Source organism: Shewanella sp. SM71, assembly GCF_025653905.1.
Classification (GTDB): Bacteria; Pseudomonadota; Gammaproteobacteria; order Enterobacterales; family Shewanellaceae; genus Shewanella; species Shewanella oncorhynchi.
The window spans coordinates 177,772-190,635 of the sequence record NZ_JAKKRW010000003.1 but is presented as its reverse complement, the minus strand read 5'-3'; the positions used below and the strand labels follow the sequence as shown (position 1 = coordinate 190,635).

Here is a 12,864-nt window from a genome sequence, read left to right as displayed (position 1 = left end):
CAATAAAAATAAAAGGATAAATTGCCTTATCCTTTTAGTTTGATGTTTAACCCGATAAATTACCAGATCAAAAATGTGGCTTCACTAAGTTGGCCATCATAGTAATGTGTGCATCATCATCGTTTAGTGCAGCGATGTAACGGAACTTCTCACCACCCGCCTCGGCAAAGAGATGACCATTCTCACCAACAATTTCTTCCAGCGTTTCTAAACAATCGGCGCTAAAAGCTGGGCAGACGATAGCAATATCACGCACGCCTTGTTGCGGCAACGCTTTCAAAGTCGCATCGGTATAAGGTTGTAGCCATTTGGCTTTACCGAAACGCGATTGGAAAGTCATGACAAACTCATCTTTTCCTAACCCAAGCTTTTCGGTAACCAGTCGAGTCGTTTTCATGCAGAAGCAGTAATACGGATCACCTAAATGCAAATTACGTTCAGGCATACCATGGTATGACAACACCAATTTTTGCGGTTTACCATGGGCTTCAAAATCAGCCGTGATCGAATTGGCTAAAGCATTAATAAAGTCAGCATTGTCATGATAAGTATTAATAAAATGCAGTGCTGGAATATAGCGCCACTTGGACAACTCAGCCGCAATCGCATCAAATGCAGAACCCGTAGTTGGCGCCGCATATTGGGGATACAGAGGTAACACCACGATTTTATCTATGCCATTTTGATGCATATTCTGCAAGGTGCTAGCAACCGACGGACTGCCATAACGCATGGCTAAATGCACAGAAACATCATAGTTATCAGCTTTAAGCTTATCCGCTAACTTTGCCGTTTGACGCAAACTAATGTCCATTAACGGTGAACCTGCCGCAGTCCATACCTTTTGGTATAACGCTGCCGATTTTGCTGGCCGTACCCGCAAAATGATCCCGTGTAAAATCAACATCCACACTAGCTTAGGGATCTCGACGACTCGGGGATCCGCTAAAAACTCTGCAAGATAACGTCTAACAGCAGATGCTGTGGGTGCATCTGGAGTACCTAAATTCAACAACAACACGCCTACTTTGCCGCGCTGCCCGTGTCCAACTTCTTTGGATAAGCCTGAAAATTTAGCCAAAACAGCCTCTTAATTAATAAATATTAGTAAGATTAAAGTACAGATTCTATCGCTTGCTTAAGCTCTTCACTATCTGGCTTCACTTTAGAATTGAACTGTTGCACAACCGCGCCATCACCGCTGACGACATACTTATAAAAATTCCACTTAGGCGCACCAGTTTTTTCGGCTAAGTATTTGAAGACACTATTAGCGTCACTACCACGTACTGGCGATGTCGACAGCATAGTAAAGGTGACACCGTAATTGATGTAACACACCTTAGCCGTATCTTTCTCATCATTTTCTTCTTGGAAAAAATCATCCGATGGGAAACCAATGACCACTAAGCCTTTATCTTTGTAGTTTTCATGCAATGTTTCGAGCGCTTTAAACTGCGGGGTGTAACCACAGTTACTGGCCGTGTTAACAATCAACACTGGTTTTCCCTGAGTCAATTCACACAGATTAACTGTCTCTTCAGAATGTAATTTTCGTACTTCAAGGTTCAGATACTCGGGACAAGTGGCCGCCATAGCGCCAACACTCATCAAGCTCGCTGTCATAGCGAATATCATAGGTAATTTTTTCATTGCTTTCTCCTTTACCAGTACATTACGCAAACGCACTAGGTAAAGATCATATTGAATTAAAAAATAAAAGCTATGGATAATGGCAACATAGCGATGAAGTAGAACCGATTGAGCTGAACGAAAATCTAATACACAAACAAAAAGCAGCCCATAAAGAGCTGCCTAACCCAGAACCTGACTATCGCGTTAGTCCATGTCTAAGGTGACACCTTCCATAAAACCTGAGCCCGTGGATTCTTTATTCTGCAATTTAATCATCAAACGTAAATCGTTTGGTGAATCAGCATGGTGCAGCGCATCGGCGTAACTAATCTCGCCATCGACATAAAGTTTCAGCAAGGCCTGATCGAACGTCTGCATGCCCTGCTCGTTGGATTTTGCCATGGTTTCTTTGAGCAAATGCAGCTCGTTCTTCGCAATTAAACTCGCCACCCTTGGGGTGTTAATCAATACTTCAATCGCGGCGCGACGCCCTGTGCCATCGACTTTAGGGATCAATTGCTGCGCCACAATACCGCGTAAATTCAATGATAAATCGAACAATAACTGTTGATGCTTACTCTCAGGCACGAGATGCATAATCCGGTCTAACGCTTGGTTGGCGTTGTTGGCATGCAAGGTTGCCATACAGAGGTGACCCGTTTCAGCAAATGACAGCGCAAACTCCATCGTCTCTTGGGTACGGATTTCACCAATCAAGATCACATCGGGAGCTTGGCGAAGGGAGCTTTTTAGCGCCGCATCAAAAGACTCAGTATCTATACCCACTTCACGCTGAGTGATTATGCTTTTTCTGTGGTCGTGAACGAATTCGACCGGATCTTCAATCGTGAGAATATGACCGCGAGCATGACCATTGCGATAACCCACCAAGGCCGCCAAGGACGTTGACTTACCCGTTCCCGTTCCGCCTACCATAATGATGAGGCCACGTTTACTCATCACCAGATCTTTTAGAATAGGCGGCAATTTTAAATCATCGACATCAGGGATTTTAGTCTCAATACGGCGCATCACGCAGCCAGGCGATTCACGCTGCCAAAAAGCGCTCACCCGAAAACGACCTAAATCCTTTGCCGCAAAAGCGAAGTTACACTCACGAGTGGAATGAAACTCTTGCTTCTGCGCCTCTGTCATTAACGACTCAACAAAATCCAGTGATTGTGCTGGTGTAAACGCACTTTCTGCCAAGGGACGCAATTCACCGTCAATCTTGGCACTCGGCGGAAAACCCGCTGTGATGAACAAGTCGGAGGCTTTGCGTTCCACTATCACTTTTAAAAACGGACGAACATCCATCATAAATCCTTAAAATGTCGCTTGTTTATTCGAACTCTTCGCCATTGCATCTTCACGGGTGATAAGACCGCGATTGACTAAGTTCTGTAAACATTGCTCTAAGGTCTGCATTCCATGGGCCATACCTGTTTGAATTGCCGAATACATCTGCGCCACTTTGTCTTCACGAATTAAATTGCGGATAGCGGGCGTGCCCATCATGATTTCATGGGCGGCGACACGGCCTCCTCCCACCTTTTTAATCAGGGTTTGCGAAATAACCGCTTGCAGCGATTCAGACAACATAGTGCGCACCATGTCTTTTTCACCGGCGGGGAATACGTCGACCACACGATCAATCGTTTTCGCGGCAGAAGTAGTATGCAAGGTACCAAACACTAAGTGGCCTGTTTCAGCGGCGGTCATCGCCAAACGAATGGTCTCAAGGTCACGCATCTCACCGACTAAAATCACGTCTGGGTCTTCACGTAGTGCGCTTCTAAGCGCCGCATTAAAGCTGTGGGTATGGCGGTGAACTTCACGTTGGTTAATCAAACATTGCTTATTTTGGTGAACGAATTCGATAGGATCTTCAATGGTTAAGATATGATCATGTCGATTTTCATTCACGTAATCCACCATGGCGGCAAGTGTGGTACTCTTACCCGACCCCGTAGGTCCAGTCACTAGGACTAATCCGCGAGGGAAACTGGCAATTTTTTTAAAAATTTCCGGCGCACCTAATTGCTCAAGTGACAAAATGTCACTTGGAATGGTACGAAACACAGCCGCTGCACCACGGGATTGATTGAATGCGTTAACACGAAAGCGTGCAAGATTAGGGACTTCGAACGAGAAATCGATTTCTAAATGTTCTTCGTAGTCCTTGCGCTGCTTATCATTCATTATGTCGTACACTAAGCTGTGTACACCTTGATGATCGAGCGCGGGCAGGTTAATTTTTCTCACTTCACCGTCAACACGGATCATGGGAGATATCCCTGCAGAAAGGTGTAGATCCGAGGCTTTGTGTTTTACACTAAATGCCAATAACTCAGTGATTTCCATCGTTTGGGATATCCTTGCAACTAGATAATTACATCATGACAACAATAGCAGACAGACTCGCAATCGCCCAGCGCAGGATCACACAAGCAGCGCAAAAATGTGCCCGCCACCCCAGCAGTATTCGCTTACTTGCCGTCAGCAAGACTAAACCTATTGAAGACATTATAGCAGCCTACCAAGCGGGTCAGCGTTGCTTTGGCGAAAACTATGTCCAAGAAGGCGCTGAAAAAATTACTGCGCTCAAGGGGGATTTCCCAGACATAGAATGGCATTTTATCGGCCCACTCCAATCCAATAAAACCAGCATAGTCGCCCAGCATTTCGATTGGATGCATACCGTTTCACGCGACAAAATTGCCCTACGTCTCAATGAGCAACGTCCGGCCGAATTGGCGCCATTAAACGTCTGTATTCAAATTAATATCAGTGCTGAAGACACAAAATCTGGCATAGATGCGGCTCAAATGCTGCCACTGGCCGAACTGATAGCTCAGCTACCTAACTTAGCACTGAGGGGCCTAATGGCAATTCCAACGGCTACCGCAGATACAGAGTTACAGCTTAAAGAGTTTTCCATGTTAAACAATCTATTTCAAGAACTTAAAACGCATTATCCCGCTGTAGATACGCTTTCAATGGGGATGAGTAATGACCTAGATACAGCGATTAGCTGCGGTTCAACTATGGTGCGTATTGGCAGTGCCATTTTTGGTGAGCGCAATTACGCTGCGTAAAATCCACGTTCGGCATTTAGTTAGAGGTCAGTTTAACCTTGTTTTTAGCACTTTATGCCCAAATACTGTATTTAAGAACACCGAACATTAACGATTTAAGAGCAATTAGCGAGAGTCGATAATCAGGCTCAGTCATTCAAATGACTAACCGTTTTATCATCTTAATTTAAGGTGAAGATGTTACAAGTTAACGGTTAACACACTGAAGAGAATCAAATGGATCAACAGAAAATCTGCTTTATCGGTGCCGGCAATATGACGCGCAGCATCATCAGTGGCTTAATCAATAGCGGCTATCCAGCTCAACTCATCCAAGCGACTAATCCCAGCCAAGGTAAACTTGATGCACTAAAAGACGATTTTGGGATTTTGGTTTCTCAGGATAATTTGGCAGCGGCGCAAGCTGCCGATGTAATAGTACTTTCAGTAAAACCACAATTGATGCAACAAGTTTGTGAAGCATTACAGACAGTCGAGCTGTCGAATAAGTTAGTCATCACTATCGCTGCGGGCATTAAAGCAAAGCGATATACCGACTATCTGGCACAAGACATCAAGCTTATCCGCGCCATGCCAAATACGCCGATGCAAATTAGTGTTGGTATGACTGGCCTCTATGCGCCTCAAAGCATTACTACCGAGCAGAAAGCCATTTGCGATCGTTTGATGTCAAGCGGCGGCGAAATAGTGTGGGTAAATGAAGAGTCAGATTTAGATCAAGTGATTGCACTATCGGGCAGTTCACCGGCTTATTTCTTTTTGCTAATGGAGTCTATGATAGATGCAGGCAAAGAAATGGGAATGGATGAAACAAAAGCCAGAAGTTTAGTGCAGCAAGCTGCGCTTGGCGCTGCTATGATGGCAAAGCAAAACCCACAACTGACCTTAGGTAATTTAAGGGAGAATGTTACTTCAAAGGGCGGCACCACCGCACAAGCGCTGGCGACATTTGAAGCTGCGGATATGCGCGGCTTAGTAAAAAAAGCCATGGAAAACTGTATTAATCGTGCAGAAGAAATGGCTAAAACATTTTGATCCACTAACACGTTTTTATATCGAACTTTAATAGGTAGAAATCTCGATGAATGCATTTACCTTTTTAATCACCACTCTATTCGATCTCTATTTGATGGTAGTGATTTTGCGGATTTGGTTACAACTGGCAAGGGCTGATTTTTACAATCCTTTTAGCCAATTTATTGTTAAAGCAACTCACCCGCTCATCGCACCAATGCGCCGTATTTTGCCTTCCTTAGGGCGATTTGATACCGCATCTTTCGTCCTCGCATTATTGGTTGTGATAGCCAAGCTGCTACTAATTAGCCTCATTGCGGGCGGTGGCATAGACATACTGTTATTTTTGCTGTTTGCCGTTGTATCTGTGGTCAAAAAAGCAGGGGTACTGCTGTTTTGGATGCTATTAATACGCGCAATCTTAAGCTGGTTTAACCAAGGCTATAATCCCATTGTAATGATTATGGGTCAGTTAACTGAACCCGTATTAGCACCAATACGTCGTATCATACCGCCAATTGGTGGTTTAGATTTATCCGTAATGCTGGTCATTATTGGTATGAATTTCCTCAATATGTTACTTGCTCAATATATCCCTTATTGGGCAGTGATCTAATGAGTGCAGTGACTTTGCAGCAGGGTGACTTGCTGCTCAATCTCTACATTCAGCCTAAGGCCAGCCGCGATCAAATTGTAGGATTGCACGGTGATGAGCTAAAAGTAGCCATCACTGCGCCCCCCATAGATGGCAAAGCGAATGCCCATTTAAGCAAGTACTTAGCAAAAGCTTTTAAAGTGCCAAAGAGCGACATTCACATAATAAAAGGTGAACTTGGCCGACATAAACAAATCCGCATTATTGACCCTAAGATCATCCCAAGTGTCATTACTGAACTGATGGGGCAAGATAGTGAAAGGTAATTCAGTTGAAAGATCACTCAGTTAAAAAATCGTACAACTGAAAACGAATTAATCCTTTGAATACTATTAATTTATTGGAAAAAATAGTCACGGCGGCCCTATAATCCAACATTCTCTAATATGAGGTATCCCATCATGTTCCGTAATCTTCTCGCTGTATTAGCCCTCACGGCCAGCCTTTGCGGTGTTGCAAATGCCGAGCAAAAAGAAACTGTCGGCAATTTTGATATTCATTACATGGCACTTGGCAGTACATTTTTAACGCCTAGCATAGCCAAATCCTATGGCATTAAGCGCAGTAGCTACACTGGCATCATCAATATTGCCGTATTAGATATTAGCGAAGCAAATAAGCCCGCAGTACCCGTTGAAATTACTGGAGTTGCTAATAATTTGTTAGATGCGCGAATCAATCTAACGTTTAAAGAGATCCGCGAAGGTGATGCGATTTATTACATTGCCGAAGTGCCCTACCGCGATGATCAAGAAATCAACTTCAATATCGCAATTAAATATGGCAATCAACTGAACACGAACTTACAGTTCAAGCAAAAATTCTACGTTGAATAAACCTATTTTATACCTTTGTTGGCGTTGCTTTCCTGTAGCGCCAACCCCTTTCCCTGTCCTTTACTATTGAGCTTGGGTATCATAGTGCCAACGCACGTCGCCCCATTTATGATAGGTATTCCATGCAACAAATCGTCCTCGCCAGCGGTAATAAAGGCAAACTTGCCGAATTTGATCAAATACTCGCAAGCTACGGTGTCACTGTACTGCCGCAGAGCCAGTTTAATGTCAGCGAAGTAGCAGAAACGGGTACCACTTTTGTAGAGAATGCCATTATCAAAGCAAGGCATGCCGCCGAAATCACCGGACTTGCGGCCATTGCCGATGATTCGGGTTTAGAAGTGGATTTACTCCAAGGCGCTCCAGGTATTTATTCAGCGCGTTACGCGGGCGAAAATGCCAAAGATCAAGACAACGTATTGAAACTACTGGAGACGTTAAAAGACCAGCCAGCACCTCGCGGGGCAAGATTCCAATGCGTACTGGTATATATGCGCCATGCGAAAGACCCTACCCCGATTATTTGCCAAGCCTCATGGGAAGGCCAAATCGACTTTAGCCAACGCGGCGCCAATGGCCATGGTTACGATCCGATTTTTATCCCTGAAAATTATCAATGTAGCGCGGCAGAGCTGAGCAGCAAAGAGAAAAATGCCTTAAGTCATCGCGGTAAAGCCCTAGTGCAACTCATCGCCGCCATGCAAGCCCAAGGCGTGTTAACTGGCGGGAATGCACAATAATGTCGTCAACTGCTGTGACTACTGCGATGAAGCTCGAACTGCCGCCACTCAGTCTGTATATCCATATTCCCTGGTGCGTACAAAAGTGTCCTTACTGCGACTTTAACTCCCATGGTCAAAATGGTGAGCTGCCACAAGAAGCCTATGTTGATGCGCTATGGGAAGACTTACGCCAAGACTTACATCTCGTCCAAGGGCGGCAGCTCCATACCATCTTTATCGGTGGCGGCACGCCATCATTATTCGATGCCAAACAAATCAAACGCATACTCGATGGTGCTAATGCGCTAATTCCCTTTAGTGACAATATCGAAATCACTATGGAAGCCAACCCTGGCACTTTAGAACACGATGACTTTAGTGCCTATCGTGCAGCGGGCGTCACCCGTTTATCTATCGGGGTGCAGAGCTTTTCTAAGGATAAACTCAACTTACTTGGACGTATTCACGATCAAAACGAGGCACAAGTCGCCGCTCAAAAAGCCAGCCAAGCGGGATACTTGAGTTTTAACCTCGATTTAATGCATGGATTACCCAATCAAAGCTTTGCTGAAGCTATGGCCGATATCGACACGGCAGCGGCGCTGAATCCGCCACACCTATCTTGGTACCAGTTAACGATTGAGCCCAATACCCTATTCCACTCAAAACCGCCACAGCTGCCCGATGACGAAGCGCTCTGGCATATCTATGAGCAAGGTCAACAAAAGCTGGCCGCATTAGGGTATGAGCAATACGAAATATCCGCCTATGCAAGACCAGGTTACCAATGTAGGCACAATCTCAACTACTGGCAGTTTGGTGATTATCTAGGCATAGGCTGTGGCGCCCACGGCAAAGTGACGCTGCCAGAAGAAAACCGCATCATACGCACAGTAAAAATTAAACATCCCAAGGGATATCTGAGTGCCCACAACTACACCTTCGAATCGATTGAAGTTGCAGAGGAAGACCGCGCGCTCGAATATTTAATGAATCGCCTGCGTCTGATGACACCTATTCCTAAGCAAGAATTTGAACTGCGTACCGGACAACACAGAGACACATTGACCGAAGGAATGGAAAAGGCCAAACAACGCGGTTTACTCACAGAATCCGCTGAACATTGGCAATTAACCAGTAAAGGTCATATGTTTGTTAATGATTTACTGACACAATTTTGCTGAGTTAGCCGTTAAAACATATATATAAATAATGTGTTAGTAACAAATAGTGCCGTTTAACACTATTACTGCTAACACATTTTCTAACACTAATATCCATACATTCTTGTTCCGCTTCTTTAGTATTGATGCAAATCAATCTAGGAAGCCTGATCATGCCAATAAAAACTAAAATCAGCTTAGTCGCACTGACCCTTTCAGCTCTACTGACCATTCCCGCGTATGCAGCATCAACTGCGCCAGCCTTACACAGTGCAAGCGAACCTGTGAATGCAGTAGCGCAAACCGAATCAGAAAAAGCCAATGCTCTGTTCGAAACCATCTTCATGGAAAACATCATGGCGAGCCCCATTTCGCAGACCTATATGGGGATCAAGCAAGACTATGATAAATGGGATGAACTGGGTGATGCCGCCGATGATAAAACCCTAGCGCGCACAAAAAAACAACTGGAGCGGGTCAATCAGATTGATGCGGCCAAGCTCGATCCACAAACAAACCTCAGCCTTACCTTACTAAAACAAAATCTGCAAAATGACATCGAAGATGACCAATGGCGCTATCATAATTATCCTGTAAACCAAATGTATGGCGGCCACTCTATGATCGCCTCCTTCTTGATTAACCAACATCAAATCACAGATGTCAGCGATGCTATGGCCTATATCAGCCGCTTGAATGGCGTTCCCAAACGCTTAAATCAACTACAGACAGTATTAGCCGTTCGCGCAGATAAAGGCATTATCGCGCCTAAGTTCGTATTCGCTTATGTGATTTCAGACAGCCAAAACATCATCAAAGGCGCGCCTTTTGATAAGGGCGACGACAGCGCGTTACTCGCAGATTTTCGCCGTAAAGTGAACGCATTAGCGATTAAAGAAACGGAAAAGCAAGCACTGCTTCAACAGGCTGAGCAAGCACTCGTTACTCAAGTCGAGCCCGCCTATAACAAACTCATCAGTTACGTAAAAACCTTAGCAGCCAAAGCTGATGACCGCGATGGTGCGTGGAAACTCCCTAACGGAGTCGCCTATTACAATAATGCCTTGGCACGTACTACGACGACAAACATGAGCGCCGATCAAATCCATGACTTAGGCCTTTCTGAGGTGGAACGTATTCACAATGAAATGCGTGCCATCATGAAGAAGGTCAATTTTAAAGGCGATTTGCAGCAATTCTTTAGCTTTATGCGTGATGATCCCCAGTTCTACTACCCCAATACCGCCGAAGGCAAAGCCGCCTATTTAGCTGAGGCGACTAAGTTCATCGACAATATGAAGTCGCGCTTGGATGAAGTGTTCAAAGTAAAACCTAAGGCCGCCATGGTAGTGAAGCAGGTTGAAGCCTTTAGAGAAAAATCTGCTGGTAAAGCCTTCTATGAACAACCAGCACCGGATGGTTCTCGTCCAGGTAGCTACTATGCAAACCTATATGACATGAAAGCCATGCCAAAATACCAAATGGAGGCGCTGGCCTACCACGAAGGTATTCCGGGTCACCATATGCAGATCGCCATTTCCCAAGAACTGCAAAATATTCCTAAGTTCCGTAAGTTTGGTGGCTATACCGCGTATATTGAAGGCTGGGGTTTATATAGCGAATCTTTCCCAAAAGAAATGGGACTCTACGCCGATCCTTACTCTGACTTTGGTCGCCTAGCAATGGAGTTGTGGCGTGCCTGTCGCTTAGTCGTTGATACTGGCATCCACACAAAAAAATGGACCCGCGAGCAAGGCATTGCCTATTACGTGGATAATACGCCAAATGCTAAATCGGATGCGGTGAAAATGGTTGAACGCCATATCGTCATGCCATCGCAAGCGACAGCTTATAAAGTAGGTATGATTAAACTACTAGAGCTAAGACATAAAGCAGAGCAACAGCTTGGCAGTCAATTTGATATCCGCGACTTCCATACGCTAGTACTTGCTAACGGCGCATTGCCACTGGATGTGTTAGAACAACAAGTCGATCTCTGGATAGCCAGTAAGAAGGCCTAATACCCTAATGTTTTAATGCCTTAATGCTGAGTCGTGAAGCATTGTTAACCTGCTTCACGACTAAAGCGACATATATAGCTACGCCCAATAAAAAAGCCACTCGAAAGTGGCTTTTTTATTGGTACCATTATCTCTTTAGATAACAGAACCCTTCTCACTGTGGGTCACTATATTTGTTGCATTAATATATGCTTTAGCACTCGCCTTCACATCATTTAACACACAGTTGCGACTTTAGGGTACAGGGAGACAAAACTTGTGCTCAAGGCTGCAAACCATCAATAAAAAAATTACCTCAGCGATAAGGCTGAGGTAAACCAAAAACTAGGATGATGGTTTAAAGAGCCAACATTGTTTTAGTTCTCAAACTTCTGTTGGCTGTGATCCAAAACTGCATTAACGCCGACCTGTATACAAAAATTGAAAGGGGTCATTTCCAATAAATGTATAGGACTCAGGTCATTCCGAATCAACTATTACCCATTGTATTCAATTAAGAACAGAGTTCAAGGATGTTATAAAAAAGTGCTTTAGGAACCCCTAAAAAACCATCAACAAATGTACTCATCAACTCAATCTAAAGCATTGATTTTAAATGACTAGAAAAGTGCCTGCCCAATTTAAAATCGCATAAGACTGCTTTTAAGAACAATGTTTCCTATTTTACTGACGTTTACTGAATAATTCTACATAGGGAGCATCCCAATACGGTGGCGTTCCTATGTGATCTTTGATGAATTCGATAAAAGAACTGACCTTAGGTGCTAAGTGCTTACGACGGGGGTAAACCGCCTGCAATGGCAGATGGTGGGTCAATTGCCAATCCTTCAGTAAAGGCACTAATGTCCCTTTGGCAATTTCATCTTCCATCAAATAACTCGCAAGATACACAACTCCAAGACCACTGATTGCAGCAGATTTTAATGCAGGCGCATTATCCACCCTGAAATTACCCGATACGCCAATTTCACAGTAGTCATCACCCTTCTTAAATTGCCACATGCTGTGCTCGTGCCACTCGCCTTGATAGACCAAACAGTTGTGGTCAACTAACTGCTCAGGTCGAGTTGGCTCGCCATGTTGAGCAATATAGCCAGGCGAAGCAACTAACAGGAATTGGCACTTCATCAGAGGTCTAGCAACCATGCCAAGTGGTAATTGCTCAGACATAGTTAACAGTAAGTCTAAGCCTTCGCTCACGACATCCACTTTATGGTCCAGTAAGCTCACTTGTAGCTCAAGCTCAGGATGTTTTGCCATAAAAGATGGCAACGCAGGAATGATATGCATCACCCCAAAGGATTGGGAAATACCCACCTTGAGCACGCCGCGGGTCGCATCATTTAAGTTATGCACGCTGGCTATCGCTTGTTCAGCGTCACGCAGCAGTTCTTCACCTTGCAGATACAGCAAATGCCCTGCTTCAGTCAGGCTTAAGCTGCGGGTGGTACGTTGAATTAATTGAACACCAAGTCTATGTTCAAGATCGGCGACTTGTGTACTGACCTTAGACTTAGAGATCCCAAGCCTTCTTGCGGCGGCACTAAAACTACCTGCTCTGGCCACATGAGTAAAAATCGCAATAGGTTCTAACAGTTCTAACATGGAAGTCGCCTTAAGCTGTTTACGACAATGATATTAACTTTCGGTGAGCAGCTATGGTTAGCGTAATCATCGCTTAAAAATAACCATAGCATTGATATCTCGCATCAAAATGATA

The 12,864-nt window shown here is 44.5% G+C and carries 13 protein-coding genes; 8 read left to right on the top strand and 5 right to left on the bottom strand.

Annotation, left to right across the window (positions count from 1 at the left end; all coding sequences use genetic code 11):
* Positions 1–67: 67 nt before the first annotated feature.
* From hemH to L5L97_RS04565, 4 genes are all read right to left on the bottom strand, one after another.
* Positions 68–1,081 (bottom strand): ferrochelatase, encoded by a 1,014-nt coding sequence (gene hemH, locus L5L97_RS04580; protein ID WP_263181281.1) that lies wholly within the window; start codon positions 1,079–1,081, stop codon positions 68–70.
* Positions 1,082–1,113: 32 nt separating this feature from the next.
* Positions 1,114–1,653, bottom strand: a complete 540-nt coding sequence (locus L5L97_RS04575) for a glutathione peroxidase (protein WP_263181280.1) — start codon at positions 1,651–1,653, stop codon at positions 1,114–1,116.
* Positions 1,654–1,839: 186 nt separating this feature from the next.
* Complete coding sequence (locus tag L5L97_RS04570; RefSeq protein ID WP_028761282.1) at positions 1,840–2,952, bottom strand: PilT/PilU family type 4a pilus ATPase; 1,113 nt, start codon at positions 2,950–2,952, stop codon at positions 1,840–1,842.
* A 9-nt stretch (positions 2,953–2,961) separates the two neighbouring features.
* Entirely contained in the window at positions 2,962–3,999 is a 1,038-nt protein-coding gene (locus L5L97_RS04565) for a type IV pilus twitching motility protein PilT (protein ID WP_006082517.1), read from the bottom strand.
* A gap of 35 nt (positions 4,000–4,034) precedes the next feature.
* Here L5L97_RS04565 and L5L97_RS04560 point away from each other — a divergent pair, with 35 nt between their 5' ends.
* The 8 genes from L5L97_RS04560 to L5L97_RS04525 all read left to right on the top strand — a co-directional run bounded on the left by L5L97_RS04560 (position 4,035) and on the right by L5L97_RS04525 (position 11,144).
* Entirely contained in the window at positions 4,035–4,733 is a 699-nt protein-coding gene (locus L5L97_RS04560; protein ID WP_028761283.1) for a YggS family pyridoxal phosphate-dependent enzyme, read from the top strand.
* 216 nt (positions 4,734–4,949) lie between these two features.
* Positions 4,950–5,768, top strand: a complete 819-nt coding sequence (proC, locus tag L5L97_RS04555; protein ID WP_173497619.1) for a pyrroline-5-carboxylate reductase — start codon at positions 4,950–4,952, stop codon at positions 5,766–5,768.
* A gap of 46 nt (positions 5,769–5,814) precedes the next feature.
* On the top strand, positions 5,815–6,363 hold the full coding sequence (locus tag L5L97_RS04550; RefSeq protein WP_105251874.1) for a YggT family protein: 549 nt from the start codon (positions 5,815–5,817) through the stop codon (positions 6,361–6,363).
* A complete protein-coding gene (yggU, locus tag L5L97_RS04545) occupies positions 6,363–6,668 on the top strand; it encodes a DUF167 family protein YggU (RefSeq protein WP_219233939.1) in 306 nt (101 codons plus the stop codon). The genes L5L97_RS04550 and yggU overlap by 1 nt, the downstream gene beginning before the upstream one ends.
* A gap of 135 nt (positions 6,669–6,803) precedes the next feature.
* A complete protein-coding gene (locus tag L5L97_RS04540) occupies positions 6,804–7,238 on the top strand; it encodes a DUF4426 domain-containing protein (protein WP_113939419.1) in 435 nt (144 codons plus the stop codon).
* A 122-nt stretch (positions 7,239–7,360) separates the two neighbouring features.
* Entirely contained in the window at positions 7,361–7,978 is a 618-nt protein-coding gene (gene rdgB / locus L5L97_RS04535; protein ID WP_263181279.1) for an RdgB/HAM1 family non-canonical purine NTP pyrophosphatase, read from the top strand.
* Complete coding sequence (hemW, locus tag L5L97_RS04530) at positions 7,978–9,144, top strand: radical SAM family heme chaperone HemW (protein WP_263181278.1); 1,167 nt, start codon at positions 7,978–7,980, stop codon at positions 9,142–9,144. Before rdgB ends, hemW begins: the two co-directional genes overlap by 1 nt.
* Before the next feature lie 152 nt (positions 9,145–9,296).
* On the top strand, positions 9,297–11,144 hold the full coding sequence (locus L5L97_RS04525) for a DUF885 domain-containing protein (protein WP_263181277.1): 1,848 nt from the start codon (positions 9,297–9,299) through the stop codon (positions 11,142–11,144).
* 663 nt (positions 11,145–11,807) lie between these two features.
* Here L5L97_RS04525 and L5L97_RS04520 read toward each other — a convergent pair.
* On the bottom strand, positions 11,808–12,749 hold the full coding sequence (locus L5L97_RS04520; RefSeq protein WP_006082526.1) for a LysR family transcriptional regulator: 942 nt from the start codon (positions 12,747–12,749) through the stop codon (positions 11,808–11,810).
* Positions 12,750–12,864: the final 115 nt, after the last annotated feature.

What these genes read in the sequence shown, in the direction of transcription:
- L5L97_RS04575 (WP_263181280.1), bottom strand. Translation starts at nt 1,653, where the DNA reads ATGAAAAAATTACCTATGATATTCGCTATGACAGCGAGCTTGATGAGT.
- L5L97_RS04570 (WP_028761282.1), bottom strand. Translation starts at nt 2,952, where the DNA reads ATGGATGTTCGTCCGTTTTTAAAAGTGATAGTGGAACGCAAAGCCTCC.
- L5L97_RS04565 (WP_006082517.1), bottom strand. Translation starts at nt 3,999, where the DNA reads ATGGAAATCACTGAGTTATTGGCATTTAGTGTAAAACACAAAGCCTCG.
- L5L97_RS04560 (WP_028761283.1), top strand. Translation starts at nt 4,035, where the DNA reads ATGACAACAATAGCAGACAGACTCGCAATCGCCCAGCGCAGGATCACA.
- proC (WP_173497619.1), top strand. Translation starts at nt 4,950, where the DNA reads ATGGATCAACAGAAAATCTGCTTTATCGGTGCCGGCAATATGACGCGC.
- L5L97_RS04550 (WP_105251874.1), top strand. Translation starts at nt 5,815, where the DNA reads ATGAATGCATTTACCTTTTTAATCACCACTCTATTCGATCTCTATTTG.
- yggU (WP_219233939.1), top strand. Translation starts at nt 6,363, where the DNA reads ATGAGTGCAGTGACTTTGCAGCAGGGTGACTTGCTGCTCAATCTCTAC.
- L5L97_RS04540 (WP_113939419.1), top strand. Translation starts at nt 6,804, where the DNA reads ATGTTCCGTAATCTTCTCGCTGTATTAGCCCTCACGGCCAGCCTTTGC.
- rdgB (WP_263181279.1), top strand. Translation starts at nt 7,361, where the DNA reads ATGCAACAAATCGTCCTCGCCAGCGGTAATAAAGGCAAACTTGCCGAA.
- hemW (WP_263181278.1), top strand. Translation starts at nt 7,978, where the DNA reads ATGTCGTCAACTGCTGTGACTACTGCGATGAAGCTCGAACTGCCGCCA.
- L5L97_RS04525 (WP_263181277.1), top strand. Translation starts at nt 9,297, where the DNA reads ATGCCAATAAAAACTAAAATCAGCTTAGTCGCACTGACCCTTTCAGCT.
- L5L97_RS04520 (WP_006082526.1), bottom strand. Translation starts at nt 12,749, where the DNA reads ATGTTAGAACTGTTAGAACCTATTGCGATTTTTACTCATGTGGCCAGA.